The organism is Butyricicoccus porcorum, assembly GCF_002157465.1.
Taxonomy (GTDB): Bacteria; Bacillota; Clostridia; order Oscillospirales; family Butyricicoccaceae; genus Butyricicoccus_A; species Butyricicoccus_A porcorum.
In genome coordinates this window covers 248,206-266,547 of the sequence record NZ_NHOC01000005.1, presented here as the reverse complement: position 1 = coordinate 266,547, position 18,342 = coordinate 248,206, and the positions used below count along the sequence as shown (strand labels likewise).

The following is an 18,342-nucleotide window of genomic DNA, read 5'->3' as shown; positions in this document are numbered from 1 at the left end:
CTCCTGCGGGAGGCGGGTCGGTGGAGGGAGTTTTTTACGGCTTGAAAGGGAGTATATGGACAAATACAGGGAAAAAGAGAATGAACGGAAGCTGTCGAAGGCAGAGGAGCGCCGCAAGGCACAATTTGAACAGCTGAAAGCAAAGCTGGAGGCACAGGGCTATGTGGAACATGATCTGACCATCGGGCTGGTCTATGCGAACATGATGGCATTTGTGCTGGCGCTGCCGCTCAGCGTTCTTTTTATCATTGTGTTTTTGTGGCACAATGGAGCAGCGGAAGGGTCGATTGGACTTGCGGGTCTGGTGCTGGTTTTCGTGCTGTTCTTTGTATTGATTTGTGTGCATGAGCTGATCCACGGCATTACGTGGGCAATCTTTGCGCTGTCGCACTGGAAAGCAGTGGAGTTCGGATTGATAAAAGAATATCTGACGCCTTACTGCACGTGCAGCGAGCCGCTGGAACGGTATCAATATATTGCAGGCGGGCTGATGCCGACCCTTCTGCTGGGAATTCTGCCGGCACTTGTCGCAGTGTTTGCAGGCTCCTGGCTGCTGCTGATTCTGGGGATTGCGCTGATTTTTGGCGGTGGTGGAGACATGGCGGTTGTGCTGAAGCTGTTGCGGCACCACAGTGCGGCGCGCGAGGTTCTGTATATTGACCACCCATATGCGGCGGGGGTGGTCGCGTTTGAACGGGCATAAAAACAGATCCCCGGCCGGTCTTTTTCCGGTCGGGGATTTTGCATAGGTAAGGTGTGTTCGGAATTTACTTCTCGTCGGACAGCAGGCTGACGTCCTTGCCTTCGAGAATGTAGTTGGTGGTGCGCATGGCACACATCTTGCCGCACATCGAACAGGTGTGGCGATCCTGAGGCGGCTTGGACTCGAAGTATTCGCGTGCCTTCTTGCCGTCGATGGCGAGGGAGAACATCTCATCCCAGTCGAGGCGGCGGCGTGCGTCGCTCATCTTGTCGTCGATTTCGCGTGCACCCGGGATACCCTTTGCCATGTCAGCGGCATGGGCAGCAATCTTGGACGCAATGATGCCTTCCTTTACGTCGTTGACGTCCGGCAGGCGCAGGTGCTCAGCCGGGGTGACATAGCACAGGAAATCTGCACCGTAGGTGGCTGCAATGGCACCGCCGATGGCAGAGGTGATGTGGTCATAGCCCGGTGCGATGTCGGTGACCAGCGGGCCAAGGACATAGAACGGTGCGCCATGGCACAGGCGCTTTTCAATCTCCATGTTGGCCTTGATCTCGTTGAGTGCCATGTGACCCGGGCCTTCGATCATGACCTGTACGTTTTTGTCCCATGCGCGCTGAGTCAGGATACCGAGTTCGATCAGCTCGGTGATCTGGCTGGCATCGGTCGAGTCATGGGTGGAGCCGGGACGCATTGCGTCGCCGAGACTGATGGTGACATCGTACTCATGCAGGATGTCGCACAGCTCGTCGTAGTATTCATAGAACGGGTTTTCGTTTCCGGTCATTTCCATCCAGGCGAACAGCAGAGAACCGCCGCGCGAAACAATGTTGGTCAGGCGCTTGGTCTGCTTGAACGTATCGATGGTCTTGCGGTTGATGCCTGCGTGGATAGTGACGAAATCAACACCGGTCTTGGCATGTGCTTCGACGACGCGCAGGAAGTCCTTTGCGGTGATGCTCTTGAGGTCCTTTTCGAGATAACCGACGGCATCATACATCGGAACAGTGCCGATCATGGCAGAGGACATGTCGATCAGTTCCTGACGGAAGGTGTGGGTCTTGCCGTAGTTGGACAGATCCATGATGGCTTCGGCGCCGAAATCGATGGACATGCGAACCTTCTCGAACTCCTCTTCATAGTTGTGGCAGTCGCCGGAAATGCCGAGGTTGACGTTGATTTTGGTTTTCAGACCTTCGCCGATGCCCTCCGGGGACAGCGCGGTGTGATTTTTGTTTGCCGGGATGACGACCGTGCCGCGGGCGATGCGCTCGCGCAGCACTTCGACATCAATGTTTTCTTTCTTTGCGACAATTTCCATCTGCGGGGTAACAATGCCCTTTTTTGCCGCTTCGATCTGTGTCATATGCATGCTGGTTTTCCTCCTGCTGAAAAAACTTAGGGAACAAAAAATGCGCTGGATTCATAGGAATTCAGCGCATATCTGGAAATCGTAACCGGATTGTACCTTTACTTCCTACAACGGTGTTAACCGACAGGTTCAAAGGGTCAGGTTTTAACCTTCTCAACTCGGCGTTCCGGGCGGAACGCACATCAGTTCCCCTGTAAATTGATATCATTATAACAACACGGCGGGCATCTGTCAATGCGGTTTGGACAAAATCCACAAAAAAGAAAAACACACGACATCCAGGCCGCACTATTGCACAGCCACCGTCATGTGTTTCTTGGCAAAAAAGAGGAAGAAGCGCCGCCTGCTGCGGACGCTCTTTTGGGTGGAAAGTGGGGGAACTTTCCGGTTATTCTCTCTTTCGATTGTGCTGAAATTATATCACCCGCCGGCAAAGATGAAAAGAAGCAAAATTCATGAATTATCGACAAGAAACGGCGAAGAAAACTGTGCAGTTTCAATATATAAGAAAGTTGAGAGATGAAAAAATGCAAAAAAAATGAAAACAATTGGAAAACAACCGGTAAAATCGCAGGATGGGAATGTAAAACCTGCGAAAAATTTTTCGATGGATAGGAAAAAACAGTTGAATTGCAGAGGTTTTTTTCGGAATTTGTCATTCTGTCGATGTCGCCGGTGCGTCGCGCGACACGCATGGTTGAATAAATCTCCAATCCCTGCCAATCCCTGCGCAGTATAAAATCCGTATTTTTTACCCATATTATACTTTACAAACAACTTTGGGTATGATATGATGCAAGAGTTAGTGCGCTCCCTGTGCTTAGCAGTCTGGATACCGGACATGTTTGACCGTGCCCATCACCTTAGGCCGCTGCCCAGCGCAAGGGAGATAACAAATATTATTTTTTTCATGAGGTGTTAAAATGATCCGCAAAGAACAGAAGGCAGCAGTTATTGAAGCAAACCGCATGCATGAGACCGATACCGGTTCTCCGGAAGTACAGATCGCAATCCTGACCGAGCGCATCGCTCAGCTCACCGAGCATCTGAAGGAGCACAAGCACGACAACCATTCCCGTCGCGGCCTGCTCAAGATGGTCGGCCAGCGCCGCAGCATGCTCGCTTACCTGAAGAAGAAGGATATCGAGCGTTACAGAGCAATCGTTAAGAAGCTCGGCCTGAGAAAGTAAGAGTTCCGACGGAAGAGGAGGCTGCATGCGGTCTCCTCTTTACCAGTTTTTTGGAACAGTACGGCAATTCCTTGAGCAGTTGAAGGACTGGCTTATCCGGTTAAGCCCGCGCTTCAAGTGCTTGAAGGACTGTCGGAGGTTCCGCATCATTCTTTTGAGAAAAGGAGACAGTCTGAGTTATGACTACTATTACACACAAGTCATTTGATGAAGAGCGTGTATTTGAAACCACGTTTGCCGGCCGCAAGCTGACCGTCGAGACCGGCAAGGTTGCACAGCTGGCCAACGGCTCCGCACTGGTTCGCTATGGCGATACCGTCGTGCTGGTTACTGCAACGGCATCCCCGAAGCCGCGTGAAGGCGTAGATTTCTTCCCGCTTTCGGTAGATTTTGAAGAAAAGCTGTATGCAGTCGGCCGTATCCCGGGTTCGTTTATGCGCCGTGAGGGCAAGGCAAGCGAGCAGGCAACCATTGCTTCCCGCCAGATCGACCGCCCGATGCGTCCGCTGTTCCCGAAGGATCTGCGCAACGATGTTTCCATCGTCTGCACGGTTATGGGCAACGATTATGACAATTCCCCGCAGGTCACTGCACTCAACGGTGCATCCATTGCGGTAGCAATTTCCGATATCCCGTTCAACTACACCGTAGCTGGTGTTGACGTCGGCCTGGTTGACGGCGAGTTCGTCCTCAACCCGACGGTTGAGCAGCGCCAGAAGAGCCTGATGGATGTCACCGTTTGCGGCACCGCGGAGAAGATCGTCATGATCGAGGCTGGCGCAAAGGAAGTCCCGGAGGATCAGATGCTCGAGGGTCTGCTGTTTGCACATGAGGAAATCAAGAAGATGTGTGCATTCATCGACTCCATCAAGGCGGAGATCGGCAAGCCGAAGTTTGAGTATGAGCACCACGATGTCGACCACGAGCTGTTCGACAAGATCGAGGACTTTGCACGTGCAAAGGTCGAGGTTGCTTTCGATACCGATGACAAGACCGTTCGCGATGCACGTATGCAGGTTGTCCGCGCTGAGATCGACGAATTCCTCGGCGAAGAGGTTGCAACCGAGCGCGCAGGTGAGATCACCGAAATCGTAGACAAGCTGTGCAAGAAGGTTGTCCGCAAGTGGCTGACCGAGGGCAAGCGCGTCGATGGCCGCGGCATGGAGGAAGTCCGTCCGCTGGCTGCACAGGTAGGCGTCCTGCCGCGCGCACATGGTACCGGCCTGTTCACCCGTGGTCAGACGCAGGTTCTGTCTGTCTGCACGCTGGGCACGCTGGCAGATGCACAGCAGCTGGATACCATCTTCGAGCAGAAGGAAAAGCGTTATATCCATCATTACAACTTCCCGTCCTTCTCGGTCGGTGAAACCCGCCCGTCCCGCGGCCCGGGACGCCGTGAAATCGGTCATGGCGCACTCGCAGAGCGTTCCCTCGTACCGGTTCTGCCGTCTGCGGAGGAATTCCCGTATGCAATCCGCGTCGTATCTGAGGTTCTGTCCTCCAACGGTTCCACCTCGCAGGGCTCTGTCTGCGGTTCTACGCTGGCTCTGATGGATGCAGGTGTTCCGATTACCGCACCGGTTGCAGGTATTTCCTGCGGCCTGATTACGGATGATGGCCAGGAGACCACCTTTACCGATATTCAGGGCGTCGAGGACTTCTACGGCGACATGGACTTCAAGGTAGCCGGTACCAAGAAGGGCATCACCGGCATTCAGGTCGACATCAAGGTTGACGGCCTGACCCCGTCCATCATCAAGGAAGCATTCCGCAAGTGCCGCGATGCGCGGTATAAGATTCTGGATGAGGTTATGCTCAAGGCAATCGCTGAGCCGCGTCATGAGGTTTCCCCGTGGGCACCGAAGACGATCACCATCCACATCAATCCGGACAAGATCCGCGATGTCATCGGCAAGGGCGGTTCTGTCATTCAGAAGATCACCGCTGAGTCCGGTGCAAAGGTTGACATTGCCGAGGACGGCACCGTCAGCATTTCCTCTATCAATGGCTCCGACGGCGAGAAGGCCAAGAAGATGATTGAGACCATCGTCAAGGACCCGGAGGTCGGCGATGTATTCTATGGCAAAGTTGTCCGCCTGATGGGCTTCGGCGCATTCGTTCAGATTGCACCGGGCAAGGACGGTCTGGTTCACATCTCCAAGCTGGAAAAGCGCCGCGTTGAGCGCGTCGAGGACGTTGTCAAGGTCGGCGATATGGTTTGGGTCAAGGTCATCGAGATCGACGACAAGGGCCGCATCAACCTGTCCCGCAAGGACGTCAAGGAAGAGGAAAAGGTTCTGTAAGTTTCCTTCTATAGAAAAAGCAAAGGCTGTATCCGATTTCGGATACAGCCTTTTTTATGTACGGTTCGGTTTGTCATCTGTGCGGAATGCTGATAAACACATGCTGCCACAGTACGAACCCTGCCGCGAGTGCGCCTGCGGTGCGCAGGGAGGTGGTCTGTGCCGTCAGCAGCAACGCGGGCACGAGGTCAAACGACAGCGGCAGGCCGTTGAGCAGCGGCGCGAGAAACGGTGCCAGCGCCAGATACAGCCCCGGCAGGGCGACGAACACGACCTCCATCCAGGTGGAGCCCCAGCGTGACAGCTGGGCAAGGAACGCGCCGCAAACCGCAAAGGTCAGCAGGGTGACAACATAATTCGCGGTGGATGAGGTGAGCATGGAGGATGCGGCATAGCCGACTGTGGGGACAACGCAGAACAGCGCGTCCCATATGAGTAAGCGAAGGAATCGCTGCATGGGAAAAGACTCCTTTCCGGGTCAAAAATTGTTTTGTCTCAGTATACCGTTGTCCGCCGGAAAAAGCAAGGAATCGACGGGAAAACGAAAAATCGATATGTTCTCATAAAAAACTTTTCAAAACCGTTCGACTTATCGGTAGAATGTGATATACTTGAGGGAAGGATAGCGGCAATTTGCCGAATAGATGGAGAAGATAGAATATGTATGATCGCATTGTATTGCCGAACGGCGTGCGTGTCGTCACCGAACCCATTGTCGGTGTGCGCTCCGCGGCGGTCGGTATCTGGGTGCTCAATGGCTCGCGGTATGAGCCGGATGAACTGAGTGGTATTTCCCATTTTATTGAACACATGGTGTTCAAGGGGACGGAAAAACGCTCCGCACAGCATATTGCCATTGCAATGGATGCCATAGGCGGACAGGTCAATGCATTCACAACCAAAGAATGCACGTGCTTTTACTTAAAGACGCTGGACAGGCATTTGCAGACCGGCGTCGAAATTTTGGCGGATATGTGCATGAATCCGAAGTTTTCGCAGCGTGATATCGATCTGGAACGCGGTGTCGTGCTGGAAGAAATCGACATGTATGAGGATTCGCCGGAAGATGTTGCAACCGAAAAGATTTTTGAATCATGTTTTGCAGGCTCATCGCTTGGCCGTCCCATTCTCGGCCGCGAGGACACACTGCAAACGATGAATGGTGACACGCTGCGTCGGTATATGGCGGAGTATTACCATCCGGAAGACACCGTCATTGCGCTGGCAGGCTCCTATACACAGGAGGATGTGGATTATATCTGCGAGATGTTCTCCGGCATGAAGGGCACAGGGCACAATGTCATCGAGCCGGCAACCTATCAGCCGAGTATCGTCGTGCGCCCCAAGGAAATTGAACAGAATCATATCTGCATCGGCTTCCCGGGCATTTCCATGTGCTCAGAGGAGCGGTATGTCAATGCTCTGTTGGGTGCCATTTTGGGCGGCGGCATGGCATCGCGCCTGTTCCAGACCGTCCGTGAACAGAACGGCCTGTGTTATTCGGTGTATTCGTTCAATACTTCGCATGAAGATACCGGTGTATTCAGTATTTACACCGCGCTCGGCAAGGAGACTGAGGCAAAGGCCATTGAGCTGATTCGGGAAGAATGCCTGCGTCTGGCAGCCGATGGCCCGGATCGTGCGGAGCTGAGTCGCTGCCGGGAACAGGCGAAAACCAATATGCTGCTCGGTATGGAGAGCACCTCTGCCCGCATGAATCAGCTCGGACGCGGCGAGATGTTCTTTGATCGCGCACCGGAGCTGGATGAGGTCATGGCGATGTATGACGCCGTTACGGCGGATGATATCGCACGGCTGGCTCGCCAGATCTTTGATTTCGATCAGGCGTCAATCTGTGCAGTCGGACAGGTCGGCGATGAGGACTATTATAAAAAGCTGCTCGGTAAGTAAGCAGACAGAGGAGCGGCGTGCCTGTGCTGTGTGGGTACGCCGCATTTTTTCTCATGGGAGAGTGATGAAATGGAACAATATATTCTTGCGATTGATGCGGGTACGACAAGTGCGCGTTGTATCCTGTTTGACCGCGCAGGACAGATGTGTGCTGTGGCACAGAAGGAGTTGCATCTGAATTATCCGCATGACGGCTGGGTGGAACAGGATGCCATGGAAATCTGGAAAACACAGCTACAGGTGTGCCGCAGTGCCATGTCTGTACACCTAATACAGCCCGAGCAGATTGTCGCCATCGGTATTACCAACCAGCGCGAGACAACCATTGTCTGGGATAAGGCGACAGGTAAGCCGATTGCGCCTGCCATTGTGTGGCAATGCCGCCGCACGGCAGAGCAGGCGGATGACCTGCGCAGCCGCGGCCTGACGGACATGCTGCGCGATAAAACCGGTCTTGTGGTCGATGCGTATTTCTCTGCGACCAAACTGCGCTGGATTCTGGATACGGTTCCCGGCGCGCGTCAGCGGGCGGAAAACGGCGAATTGCTGTTCGGCACAGTGGACAGCTGGTTGATCTGGAACCTGACGGGCGGGAAACGGCATGTGACGGACGCGTCCAACGCGGCGCGCACGATGCTGTACAACATTCATACGCTGCAATGGGATGAAGATATTTTGCGCGAGCTGGACATTCCGGCGTGTATGCTGCCGGAGGTTGTGCCGTCGAGCGGCATTGTGGCGTATGCGGATGCATCCATGCTCGGCCGGGAGATTCCGATTGCAGGCATTGCAGGCGACCAGCAGGCGGCGCTGTTCGGACAGGCATGCTGGCAGCCGGGCGAGGCAAAAAATACCTACGGCACGGGTTGCTTCCTGTTGATGAATACGGGCACAACATCCGTCAGCAGCAGCAATGGCCTGCTCACGACAATTGCATGGAACATCGGCGGCACGGTAGAATATGCGCTGGAGGGCTCTGTATTTGTCGCAGGTGCGGCGATTCAATGGCTGCGCGATGAAGTCGGTCTGCTGGAGCATTCGTCTGAATCAGAGGACATTGCGCGCAGTGTGGCGGATACAGGCGGCGTGTATCTCGTCCCGGCATTCACCGGTCTTGGAGCACCCTATTGGGATCCCTATGCGCGCGGCACACTGATCGGCCTGACACGTGCGACCAGCCGGGCGCATATCGTCCGCGCCGCACTGGAATCGTTGGCGTATCAGACGGCCGATGTGCTGGATGTCATGCAGAAGGATGCCGGACTGGTATTGCAGAGCCTGAAGGCAGACGGCGGTGCGAGTGCCAACAATTTCCTGATGGAATTTCAGGCAGACCTCATCGGTGTGCCGGTAGAACGCCCGGCCTGTGTGGAGACAACGGCATTGGGAGCTGCCTGCCTGGCAGGGCTGGCAGTCGGCTGCTGGGCAGACCGCGACGAGATTCGCCGCACGATTGTGCCCGACCGGACGTTCCGACCGCAGATGGAGACAGCACGGCGGGAAGAATTGCTTGCCGGCTGGCATAAGGCAGTTTCGCGTGCACTGGGCTGGGCAAAAACCGAATAAACAGCCGCAAAACAGGCTTTGAAAATGTTTTTTTAAAAAACTTGAAAAAACTGTTGACATGGGTGCAAAATCTTGGTATACTAATCGAGCAGTCGAGAGATGGCAAGAAAAACTCAAGAGATTGCACATGCGCCAGTAGCTCAGTTGGATAGAGTGTTTGGCTACGAACCAAAAGGTCGGGGGTTCGAATCCCTTCTGGCGTACCAGAAAAACCGTTGATTTCAAATGAGATCAACGGTTTTTCTTTTTTTGTTTTGGACGATGTTGGCTGCGATGCGCAGAAACCGGAGATTGGACGGCAAAAAAGCCGGATATCGTTTCTTTTCCGAAAAACTATGGTATAATACAGGACAAAGGGATTGCGCCGCCGTGCGCAGCGAAGAGGAAACCAGCCGGCACAGCATTGGTATACATGGAGGAGATACAATGACGTCAGAACAGATCAAACAGGAAGCGGAAGCACTCCGCCAGACAATTGTGTCCGACAGACAGTACCTGCATGCGCATGCCGAAACAGGCTTTGCCCTGCATGATACGCTTGCATTTGTCCGGAAACAGCTGACTGATATGGGGTATCAGCCTGTGGATTGCGGAAAGGCGGGACTTGTCGCATTGGCAGGCGGAAAAAAACCGGGAAAGGTGTTCCTGCTGCGCAGCGATATGGACGCGCTGCCGATTGCGGAGCAGTCGGGAGTCGATTTTGCCTGCCCCAACGGAAAGATGCATGCCTGTGGGCATGACTTGCACACTGCCATGCTGCTCGGCGCAGCGCGGCTGCTCAAACAGCATGAGGATGAAATTCAGGGAACCATCAAGCTGATGTTCCAGCCTGCAGAGGAAATCTTCGAGGGCTCCAGTGACATGATCGAAGCGGGTCTGCTGAAAAATCCGGATGTCGATGCCGCGTTGATGATTCATGTCATGGCGGGCATGCCGTTTGCCGCCGGAACGGTGATCGTTTCGCCACCCGGCGTGAGCGCCCCGGCTGCCGATTATTTTGAAATTAAGGTACAGGGCAAGGGCTGTCATGGCTCTATGCCGAACACGGGTGTTGACCCGCTGACTGCGGCAGCACATATCCTGATCGCCCTTCAGGAAATTCAGGCGCGGGAGCTGGCGATGGATGACCGCGCTGTGCTGACCATCGGCACGATGAACGCCGGTACGGCTGCGAATGTCATCCCGGATGCTGTCGTCATGGGCGGCAGTCTGCGCACGTTTGACGAGGAGACGCGTACAAAGATTAAGAAACGCATGACGGAGATCACGCAGGGCGTTGCCACGGCATTCCGCGCACAGGCGGAGGTTGTATTTGGCAGCGGCTGCCCGACGCTGGTCAATGATGCAGACCTTGCGGCCTGTGCCGGAACCTATGTCAAGGAACTGCTGGGCGAGGGCAGGGCGTTCTCGTCAGCAGAGCTGAGTGCGATGGGCGGCGGGAAATCCTCCGGTGCCGCAGGTTCCGAGGACTTTGCCTATGTCAGTCAGGAGGTGCCGTCTATTATGCTGGCACTGGCTGCCGGCCAGCCGGAAAAGGGGTACGGTTATCCGCAGCATCACCCGATGGTGCGTTTTGACGAAGATGCACTTTCCGCCGGCAGTGCCGTTTATGCCTATACCGCACTGCGCTGGCTGGAGGAGCACAGATAAAATTCAGCGTGAAAGCGATTTTTGAGCCTGCCGTTCCGGCAGGCTCTTTTGCTGTACAGCGCGCAGACAGTCAATTTACATATGATATAAAATGGAAGATATTGTGAAACTATACACTGAAATAAGTAAAATTTTGGCGTGTTTTGGCGAAGTATACACAAGTGTTGGGAAAGATGACAAAAACAGATAAGTTATACTGGATAAAATTATAATTTTGCACAATTTTTACTGGAAACTTGAAGAGAGGCGTGTTATACTATAAACAATCCCTGCATGGATTTGGAAATGCAGGGGTTCGGCATGTAAGAGAATATGAGAAAATTTACGTTAAAAGGTGGAGTTTACAATGGCAATGGAACTGAAAATGACCGGTCTGACTTCTTTTATGAACGAAGACGAGCTGAAGTATATGAACCCGCTGGTGCAGACCTGCAACAAGATGCTGCTGGAAAAGTCTGCGCAGGGCAATGATTTCCTCGGATGGGTGAATCTTCCGGTCGATTACGATAAGGAAGAATTCGCGCGCATTCAGGAAGCAGCAAAGAAGATTCAGAAGACCTGTGATGTGCTGGTCGTCATCGGCATCGGCGGCTCGTATCTGGGCGCACGTGCGGCAATTGAGTTCTGCCTCGGCCAGATGTACAACAGTGTCCGTCCGGAAGGCATCCCGGAGGTATATTTCCTTGGCAACAACATCAGCTCCGGCGCGCTGAATGATATTATTAAGATCATCGGTGACCGTGACTTCTGCATCAATGTCATTTCCAAGTCCGGCAGAACCACCGAGCCTGCCATTGCATTCCGCATCTTCAAGGATATGTGCGAGAAGAAGTACGGCAAGGAAGGCGCAAAGGATCGCATCTTCGCTACCACCGATAAGGCGCGCGGCGCACTTAAGGAACTGGCAAATGCAGAGGGCTATGAGACCTTCGTAGTACCGGACGACGTTGGCGGCCGTTTCTCCGTTCTGTCCGCAGTCGGCCTGCTGCCGATCGCCGCTGCCGGCATTGATATCGCTGAGATGATGCGCGGCGCTGCTGAGGCACGCGAGGCGTTTACTGACGGCACCACGCTGGACAACGACTGCTTCCGCTATGCGGCAATCCGCAACATCCTGTACCGCAAGGGCAAGGGCACGGAGATTCTGGTCAACTATGACCCGGCACTGGTTATGTTCGGCGAGTGGTACAAGCAGCTGTTCGCAGAGTCGGAAGGCAAGGATCTGAAGGGCATTTTCCCGGTATCCGCAGCATTCTCCACGGATCTGCACTCCATCGGCCAGTTTATCCAGGACGGTACCCGCAACCTGTTTGAGACGGTTGTCTGGGTCAAGGAGCAGCGCTCTGATGTCACCATCGGCCATATGGACGGCGACTTGGACGGCCTGAACTATCTGGAAGGCAAGACCATGCAGTTCGTCAACTCCAAGGCATATGCAGGCACTCTGCTGGCACATGTCGACGGCGGCGCACCGAATGTCCTCATCGAGGTCGACAAGGCTGATGCATACCACTTCGGCTACCTGTGCTACTTCTTCGAGAAGGCATGCGGCCTGAGCGGCTATCTGCTGGGTGTCAATCCGTTCAACCAGCCGGGCGTTGAGAGCTATAAGAAGAACATGTTCGCTCTGCTCGGCAAGCCGGGCTTTGAAGAGGAGAAGAAGATCCTTGAGGCGAGAATGAACGGCTAAACGTTTGAAATGGAACAAACAGAGCGGCTCACCGGAATTTCCGGTGGGCCGCTTTTGCGTGTGCCGAGATTGAAAAAGCAGCAGGGCGAATTGCCCTGCTGCTTCTGGTGTGTGTTAGGTTCCCTGTTCCCGGCGGAAAAAGACGTAGCTCATGATATACGGGACGAGGACAAGAACGGCAATGGCGGTCAGCAGCACGGGGAGAGAGACCCTGGCCGGAAGAAATGCACTCAGCACAATGACCAGCCCGCCGATGACCCATACCACACCGCACAGACGATGCGTGCGGTACCAGACGGTCTCATTCGCCAGCGTCCATGGCGTGCGGATGCCGATGAAATAATTGTGCTTGAACTTCGGCATGAGGTTGCCGCAGACGACAATCAGAATGCCCACAAGGACCGTGACAAAGACCTGTGCGTCCAGTGTGCCGGGGCGCACCGATTCGGTGATGACAAACAGCGTGATCGCAAGCATGAACACATCGAAGATCAGGATAAAGGTCTGGTACGCATCGGAAAACCGGGTGTAATTTTCCCGTTTCGGATCAATGCGTCGCGTCACAAACATCAGACCGGTGACAACTGCGCTGATGGCGGACAGCGGCAGAATAAACCAGCGGTCACTGTATGTGATGACACCGGATGCATCCCAGTGTGTCGGAATGCGCGCGGGCAGATATTGGTAGGCGATGAGCGCGGCGAGCAGCGGCGCAAGAGCCAGAAGGCAGATCGGAATCAGTCTGACAGAATCGGATCGTTTCATGATGGGTCTCCTCCCTGTAACTCCGCAATCCATGCCATGATTTCCTCCAGCACGGACAGGTTTAACTCGTAATAGATGAATTTTCCGCGGCGGCTCGCATCGACCAGCCCCGCATCCTTCAGGATGGACAGGTGATGGGAGATCGTCGCGCCGGTGCTGTCGAAGTGTGCGACGACCTCACCCGCTGTCATCGGGCCGCCTTTTAATAGCGTCAGAATTTCGCGGCGCGTCGGGTCGGACAGCGCCTTGAACGTCTGTTGAAAGGACATACGGCATCCCTCCTGTGTGTCTTATATTTAGATTGTTGTCTAAATATAAGATAGCATGCGCACGGGATTGTGTCAATAGACAATTAGACAAATTTCTAAATGAATATTTGGGCAAAAAAGAAGCCGCTTCCCGGAAGGGAAAGCGGCAAAGGAACGGTCAGTATTGCACCGGGTCATCGCTGTCCGGTTCGGCGGAGAACGGCTCCAGCGTCATGCACATGTACCCGTCGGCTTTTGCGAGCGAGATGATGGCGGTTTCCGCCTGCCATTTGCCGTCCTTGGACGGCTTGCGTCCGGTCAGCTCGGTGACTGTCGCGGAGAGCTGCTCCTCCGAGACCGATGAGGGGAAATCCACATCGACAGAGGAGACATCGCCCAGTTCATCATAACAGACATCAAAGGTGATATCGACGCCGCAGGCGGTGCCGTCAAATGTGCGCATTTTCAGCGAACCGTCCGCGCGGTATTTCTGATCGATGCCATCGCCCAGCAGCTCAGTGACACCGACATCCGGTGTGCCGATCAGAGTAAACAGCATGTTCAGGTGCATGGTGTCGCTGTCCTGCGGAGTAAGCGCCTCTGCTCCGGCGGACTCAGATGTGTCTTCTTTTTTATCGCCGCAGCCGGTCAGAACTGGGCACAGCAGCAGCGATGCGGACAGCAGGATACACAGGAATCGTTTCATGACAAGCCTCCTCTGCCGTGCGGAAACCGCAGCACAGCGATGCAATGTGCATGCGTATGCACGGGAATTTTGTAAAAATCACACGGAATTTTTAAATAAATTATCACTCCGCGCATTATGGTTATCATACGGCAAAGACGACACATTTGCAAGAGAAAACGCGAAAAAATACGGAATTGACATGATATTGTAACGGCTTTGCAAACAAAATCAAACATTGCAGGAAGAAAAATGGGAAATTTGTCCCGCAAGAGTAATAGATCGTATGAATAAATATACAATTTAAGAAATAATTACAAATTTTCCTTGCATTCCGTGCATAGGGGGATTATAATAGGGACATGACAAAAACAGGGGCGATTGGGACGCGAAAACACGGTTTTTGCGGATTTAACAAAACAAACCGCCCTTTTCAATGGAGGCTTATACAACATGGCAACGAAAGATATGAAGATTAAAAAAGCAGTTTTGGCATATTCCGGCGGTCTGGATACTTCCGTCCTCATCCCGTGGCTGAAGGAAAACTACGGCTGTGAGGTCATCGCGGTTTCCGGTGACGTCGGACAGGGCACCGAGCTGGACGGCCTGGAGGAAAAGGCACTCAAGACCGGCGCTTCCAAGCTGTATGTCATGGATCTGACCAAGGAATTCGTTGACGATTATATTATCCCGACCATGAAGGCCGGCGCGGATTACGAAGGCTACCTGCTGGGCACCTCCTTCGCACGTCCGATCATCGCACGCCGCCTCGTCGAAATCGCAAAGGCGGAAGGCGCGGACACCATCGTACACGGCTGCACCGGTAAGGGCAATGACCAGGTACGTTTTGAGCTGGCAATCAAGGCATTCGCACCGGAGATGCAGGTACTCGCTCCGTGGCGCTTCTGGGAGCTGGACAGCCGTGATAAGGAAATCGATTACGCGGAAGCACACAACATCCCGCTGAAAATCAACCGTGAGACCAACTACTCCAAGGATAAGAATATCTGGCATCTGTCCCACGAGGGCCTCGACCTGGAGGACCCGGCAAACGAGCCGAAGTACGATGAGATCCTTGAGATGGGCGTTTCCCCGGAGGCTGCTCCGGACAAGCCGACCTATGTCACCATCCACTTTGAGCAGGGCGTTCCGACCGCAATCGACGGCGAGGAGATGGAGTCTGTTGCACTGCTGAAGAAGCTCAACGAGCTGGGCGGCGCAAACGGCATCGGTCTGCTCGACCTGGTCGAGAACCGTCTGGTCGGCATGAAGAGCCGTGGCGTCTATGAGACCCCGGGCGGCGCAATCATGTATGCGGCACACAAGAAGCTCGAGGAGATCACCCTCGACAAGGAGACCGCACATTATAAGGCTCAGCTGGCGATGAAGTTCGGCGAGCTGGTATACAACGGTCAGTGGTACACCCCGCTGCGCAAGGCGATGAGCGCATTCGTCGACGAGACCCAGAAGACGGTTACCGGCGACGTCAAGCTGAAGCTGTACAAGGGCAACATCATCCCGGCTTCCGTCACCTCTCCGTACAGCCTGCATTCCGAGGCGATGGCAACCTTCGATGCGGATGATGCATACAATCAGGCAGATTCCGAGGGCTTCATCAACCTGTTCGGCCTGCCGCTGAAGGTGCGTGCGCTCAACGACGCAAACCTGAAGAAGACCACCGGCCGTGAATTCCCGACCGTGGAGTAATCCGAAAAAAACAACCATAAAATCGGAACGATTGTCACAATCGGGCGGGCGTGCGCGTCCGCCCATTGTGTGTTTTTCAGGGCATTGCCCATTTTTTCGATACGCAAGCAAATGACCGGGAAAACCCGATTCCCGGATAAAAGGAGACCGCCTTATGAAACTCTGGGCCGGACGTTTCCAGAAGGAAACCGACAATGTAGTAAATGACTTTAACTCCTCCATCCAGTTTGACGGACGCCTGTACCGCGAGGATATCACAGGCTCCATCGCACACGCCACGATGCTGGGCAGACAGGGGATTATCGAGGAGCATGAAGCAGAAAAAATTGTTGCAGGACTGAAAGAAATCCTGTATGACATTGAAAACAACGATCTTGACGTATTCAATCCGGAATACGAAGATATTCATATGAACATCGAGGTTGCGCTGACGCAGCGCATCGGCGATACCGGCAAGCGCCTGCATACGGCGCGCTCGAGAAACGACCAGGTTGCACTCGACATGCGCCTGTATGTCAAGAAGGAAATCTGCGAGATCATGCAGCTTGCCATTGACTTCGAGAAGGTACTCGTCGAAAAGGCAAAGGAAAACCTCGACACCGTCATGCCGGGCTATACGCATTTGCAGCGCGCACAGCCGACCACGTTCGGCCATTATATGATGGCGTATGCGCAGATGCTGCGCCGTGATATTTCCCGTCTGGAGGACTGCTTTGAGCGCATGGATGAGCTGCCGCTCGGCTCCGGTGCACTGGCTTCCACCACCTATCCGATTGACCGTGAATTTGTCCGCGACCAGCTGGGCTTTGCACGTGTGACGGAGAACTCGCTGGACGGCGTTTCCGACCGCGATTACTGCATTGAGCTGATGAGCTGCCTGTCCATGATGATGATGCACATGTCGAGACTGTCCGAAGAGGTCATCTCGTGGTGCTCGTGGGAGTGGCGTTTTGCCGAGCTGGATGACGCTTATTCCACCGGTTCGTCCATTATGCCGCAGAAGAAAAACCCGGATGTCTGTGAGCTGATCCGCGGCAAGACCGGCCGTGTCTATGGCGACCTGATGACGCTGATGACCACGATGAAGGCACTGCCGCTGGCCTATAACAAGGATATGCAGGAGGACAAGGAGTGCGTATTCGACGCAATCGATACCGTCAAGCAGTGCCTGGAGGTATTTGCGCCGATGTTCCGCACGATGACCCTGCGCAAGAAGAACATGCGCAAGGCAGCAAGCCAGGGCTTCATCAATGCGACCGACTGCGCGGACTATCTGGTTAAGAAGGGCGTACCGTTCCGCGATGCCTACATGATCGTCGGACGCCTCGTCAACACCTGCATCCGTGCGGATGAGACGCTGGAAACCATGACACTCAAGGACTTCGCTTCGATTTCCAACAAGTTCGGCCCGGATGTCTACGACGCGCTCGACCTCAAGACCTGTGTCGAAGGACGTTCGGTCATTGGCGGCCCGGCACCGAAGGAAGTGACCCGCCAGATCAACAAGATCGAGACCTTCCTCGCGGATTCCGAGGAACAGCTGGCGGAAATGCGCACCCGTCTGCGCACGTAATCGGGGGACTGCGATATGAAACCTGTAGTATATATTGACGGCAAAGAGGGAACCACCGGATTGCAGATTTTTGAGCGGCTGGGATCCCGTGAGGATATCGAGCTGATCCTCATCGATGAGGACAAGCGCAAGGACACGCAGGAGCGCAAAAAGTTCATCAATGCGGCGGATATCGTGTTTCTGTGTCTGCCGGATGCGGCGGCACGCGAGGCGGTTGCACTGTGCGAAAACCCGAACACGCGGTTTATTGACGCGTCCACCGCGCACCGCACCCATCCCGACTGGGATTATGGTTTCCCGGAGCTGTCCGCAGCGCACCGCGCGGCAATTGCAACGTCAAAGCGTGTCGCAAATCCCGGCTGCCATGCCTCCGGGTTTATCTCCTCGGTGTATCCGCTGGTCAAGTTGGGCATCGTTCCGCCGGATTATCCGCTGACCTGCTCTTCGCTGACCGGCTATTCCGGCGGCGGCAAAAAGCTGATTGCGGAATATGAGGATGTGAACCGCGACCCGCGCCATGAGTCGCATCGCATTTATGGACTGACACTCAAACACAAGCATCTGCCGGAGATGACGCATGTATGCGGTCTGGCGGCAGCGCCGGTGTTTGTCCCGATTCTCGGCGACTTTTATAAGGGCATGGCGTCCACCGTCATGCTGCACAACCGGCTGCTGCCCGGCGCGCCGACGGCGCAGGACATTCATGCGAAGCTGGCAGACTATTATGCGGATCAGACCATGGTCAATGTCATGCCGTTCGGCGGCGAAGAACCGGTGATTTATTCCGACACGATGGCGGGACGCGACAGCCTGGAGCTGATCGTCTGCGGCCATGAGGAACAGACCATTGTCACTGCGCTGTTTGACAATCTCGGTAAGGGCGCATCCGGCGCGGCGGTTCAGAATATGAACCTCATGCTCGGGTTTGACGAAACCACCGGACTGACAAAGTGAAATTCACGCTTTTTTCGATTGG

16 protein-coding genes, 1 tRNA gene and 1 riboswitch are annotated in these 18,342 nt (G+C 54.4%); of the genes, 12 read left to right on the top strand and 5 right to left on the bottom strand.

The window, feature by feature from the left end; all coding sequences use genetic code 11:
- The first annotated feature begins 55 nt into the window (after positions 1-55).
- Positions 56-703: a DUF3267 domain-containing protein gene (locus CBW42_RS07070; protein ID WP_165761096.1), complete on the top strand. Its 648-nt coding sequence runs from the start codon at positions 56-58 to the stop codon at positions 701-703.
- Positions 704-767: 64 nt separating this feature from the next.
- Here CBW42_RS07070 and thiC read toward each other — a convergent pair whose 3' ends face one another.
- Entirely contained in the window at positions 768-2,078 is a 1,311-nt protein-coding gene (gene thiC / locus CBW42_RS07065) for a phosphomethylpyrimidine synthase ThiC (protein ID WP_087019139.1), read from the bottom strand.
- Between the two features lie 85 nt (positions 2,079-2,163).
- Positions 2,164-2,281, bottom strand: a riboswitch (TPP riboswitch).
- A gap of 31 nt (positions 2,282-2,312) precedes the next feature.
- Between thiC and CBW42_RS07060 the strand changes: the two genes are divergently transcribed.
- From CBW42_RS07060 to CBW42_RS07050, 3 genes are all read left to right on the top strand, one after another.
- The gene (locus tag CBW42_RS07060) at positions 2,313-2,537 is read left to right on the top strand and encodes a hypothetical protein (RefSeq protein ID WP_087019137.1); all 225 of its coding nucleotides are present in this window, start codon (positions 2,313-2,315) and stop codon (positions 2,535-2,537) included.
- 464 nt (positions 2,538-3,001) lie between these two features.
- Positions 3,002-3,268 carry a 30S ribosomal protein S15 gene (gene rpsO / locus CBW42_RS07055; RefSeq protein WP_087019135.1) on the top strand — a complete coding sequence of 89 codons (267 nt, stop codon included), beginning with the start codon at positions 3,002-3,004 and terminating at the stop codon, positions 3,266-3,268.
- Positions 3,269-3,447: 179 nt separating this feature from the next.
- Positions 3,448-5,571: a polyribonucleotide nucleotidyltransferase gene (locus tag CBW42_RS07050; protein WP_087019133.1), complete on the top strand. Its 2,124-nt coding sequence runs from the start codon at positions 3,448-3,450 to the stop codon at positions 5,569-5,571.
- A gap of 73 nt (positions 5,572-5,644) precedes the next feature.
- Here the strand turns inward: CBW42_RS07050 and CBW42_RS07045 are convergent, their stop codons facing one another.
- A complete protein-coding gene (locus tag CBW42_RS07045; RefSeq protein WP_087019131.1) occupies positions 5,645-6,028 on the bottom strand; it encodes a hypothetical protein in 384 nt (127 codons plus the stop codon).
- 203 nt (positions 6,029-6,231) lie between these two features.
- Between CBW42_RS07045 and CBW42_RS07040 the strand changes: the two genes are divergently transcribed.
- The 5 genes from CBW42_RS07040 (at position 6,232) to CBW42_RS07020 (ending at position 12,388) form a co-directional block, all read left to right on the top strand.
- Positions 6,232-7,482 (top strand): M16 family metallopeptidase, encoded by a 1,251-nt coding sequence (locus CBW42_RS07040; RefSeq protein WP_087019129.1) that lies wholly within the window; start codon positions 6,232-6,234, stop codon positions 7,480-7,482.
- Between the two features lie 69 nt (positions 7,483-7,551).
- A complete protein-coding gene (gene glpK, locus CBW42_RS07035; protein WP_087019127.1) occupies positions 7,552-9,048 on the top strand; it encodes a glycerol kinase GlpK in 1,497 nt (498 codons plus the stop codon).
- 129 nt (positions 9,049-9,177) lie between these two features.
- Positions 9,178-9,254, top strand: a tRNA-Arg gene (locus CBW42_RS07030).
- Positions 9,255-9,474: 220 nt separating this feature from the next.
- Entirely contained in the window at positions 9,475-10,698 is a 1,224-nt protein-coding gene (locus CBW42_RS07025; protein ID WP_087019125.1) for a M20 metallopeptidase family protein, read from the top strand.
- A gap of 346 nt (positions 10,699-11,044) precedes the next feature.
- On the top strand, positions 11,045-12,388 hold the full coding sequence (locus CBW42_RS07020; RefSeq protein ID WP_087019123.1) for a glucose-6-phosphate isomerase: 1,344 nt from the start codon (positions 11,045-11,047) through the stop codon (positions 12,386-12,388).
- Between the two features lie 114 nt (positions 12,389-12,502).
- Here the strand turns inward: CBW42_RS07020 and CBW42_RS07015 are convergent, their stop codons facing one another.
- From CBW42_RS07015 to CBW42_RS07005, 3 genes are all read right to left on the bottom strand, one after another.
- Positions 12,503-13,153, bottom strand: coding sequence for an SdpI family protein (locus CBW42_RS07015; protein ID WP_165761095.1), 651 nt, complete (start codon positions 13,151-13,153; stop codon positions 12,503-12,505).
- Positions 13,150-13,422: an autorepressor SdpR family transcription factor gene (locus tag CBW42_RS07010; protein WP_087019119.1), complete on the bottom strand. Its 273-nt coding sequence runs from the start codon at positions 13,420-13,422 to the stop codon at positions 13,150-13,152. The genes CBW42_RS07015 and CBW42_RS07010 overlap by 4 nt, the downstream gene beginning before the upstream one ends.
- Before the next feature lie 157 nt (positions 13,423-13,579).
- Positions 13,580-14,107, bottom strand: a complete 528-nt coding sequence (locus CBW42_RS07005; RefSeq protein ID WP_087019117.1) for a hypothetical protein — start codon at positions 14,105-14,107, stop codon at positions 13,580-13,582.
- A 432-nt stretch (positions 14,108-14,539) separates the two neighbouring features.
- Between CBW42_RS07005 and CBW42_RS06995 the strand changes: the two genes are divergently transcribed.
- The 3 genes from CBW42_RS06995 (at position 14,540) to argC (ending at position 18,320) form a co-directional block, all read left to right on the top strand.
- The gene (locus CBW42_RS06995; protein WP_273349310.1) at positions 14,540-15,793 is read left to right on the top strand and encodes an argininosuccinate synthase; all 1,254 of its coding nucleotides are present in this window, start codon (positions 14,540-14,542) and stop codon (positions 15,791-15,793) included.
- A 154-nt stretch (positions 15,794-15,947) separates the two neighbouring features.
- Positions 15,948-17,366: an argininosuccinate lyase gene (gene argH, locus CBW42_RS06990; RefSeq protein WP_087019113.1), complete on the top strand. Its 1,419-nt coding sequence runs from the start codon at positions 15,948-15,950 to the stop codon at positions 17,364-17,366.
- Between the two features lie 15 nt (positions 17,367-17,381).
- Positions 17,382-18,320: an N-acetyl-gamma-glutamyl-phosphate reductase gene (argC, locus tag CBW42_RS06985; protein ID WP_087019111.1), complete on the top strand. Its 939-nt coding sequence runs from the start codon at positions 17,382-17,384 to the stop codon at positions 18,318-18,320.
- Positions 18,321-18,342 lie beyond the last annotated feature (22 nt).

Coding starts and splice junctions, on each gene's coding strand:
- CBW42_RS07025 (WP_087019125.1), top strand. CDS start 9,475: ATGACGTCAGAACAGATCAAACAGGAAGCGGAAGCACTCCGCCAGACA.
- CBW42_RS07060 (WP_087019137.1), top strand. CDS start 2,313: ATGCGGTTTGGACAAAATCCACAAAAAAGAAAAACACACGACATCCAG.
- argH (WP_087019113.1), top strand. CDS start 15,948: ATGAAACTCTGGGCCGGACGTTTCCAGAAGGAAACCGACAATGTAGTA.
- CBW42_RS07045 (WP_087019131.1), bottom strand. CDS start 6,028: ATGCAGCGATTCCTTCGCTTACTCATATGGGACGCGCTGTTCTGCGTT.
- CBW42_RS07020 (WP_087019123.1), top strand. CDS start 11,045: ATGGCAATGGAACTGAAAATGACCGGTCTGACTTCTTTTATGAACGAA.
- CBW42_RS06995 (WP_273349310.1), top strand. CDS start 14,540: ATGGCAACGAAAGATATGAAGATTAAAAAAGCAGTTTTGGCATATTCC.
- CBW42_RS07070 (WP_165761096.1), top strand. CDS start 56: ATGGACAAATACAGGGAAAAAGAGAATGAACGGAAGCTGTCGAAGGCA.
- CBW42_RS07010 (WP_087019119.1), bottom strand. CDS start 13,422: ATGTCCTTTCAACAGACGTTCAAGGCGCTGTCCGACCCGACGCGCCGC.
- CBW42_RS07015 (WP_165761095.1), bottom strand. CDS start 13,153: ATGAAACGATCCGATTCTGTCAGACTGATTCCGATCTGCCTTCTGGCT.
- argC (WP_087019111.1), top strand. CDS start 17,382: ATGAAACCTGTAGTATATATTGACGGCAAAGAGGGAACCACCGGATTG.
- glpK (WP_087019127.1), top strand. CDS start 7,552: ATGGAACAATATATTCTTGCGATTGATGCGGGTACGACAAGTGCGCGT.
- CBW42_RS07050 (WP_087019133.1), top strand. CDS start 3,448: ATGACTACTATTACACACAAGTCATTTGATGAAGAGCGTGTATTTGAA.
- CBW42_RS07040 (WP_087019129.1), top strand. CDS start 6,232: ATGTATGATCGCATTGTATTGCCGAACGGCGTGCGTGTCGTCACCGAA.
- CBW42_RS07005 (WP_087019117.1), bottom strand. CDS start 14,107: ATGAAACGATTCCTGTGTATCCTGCTGTCCGCATCGCTGCTGCTGTGC.
- thiC (WP_087019139.1), bottom strand. CDS start 2,078: ATGCATATGACACAGATCGAAGCGGCAAAAAAGGGCATTGTTACCCCG.
- rpsO (WP_087019135.1), top strand. CDS start 3,002: ATGATCCGCAAAGAACAGAAGGCAGCAGTTATTGAAGCAAACCGCATG.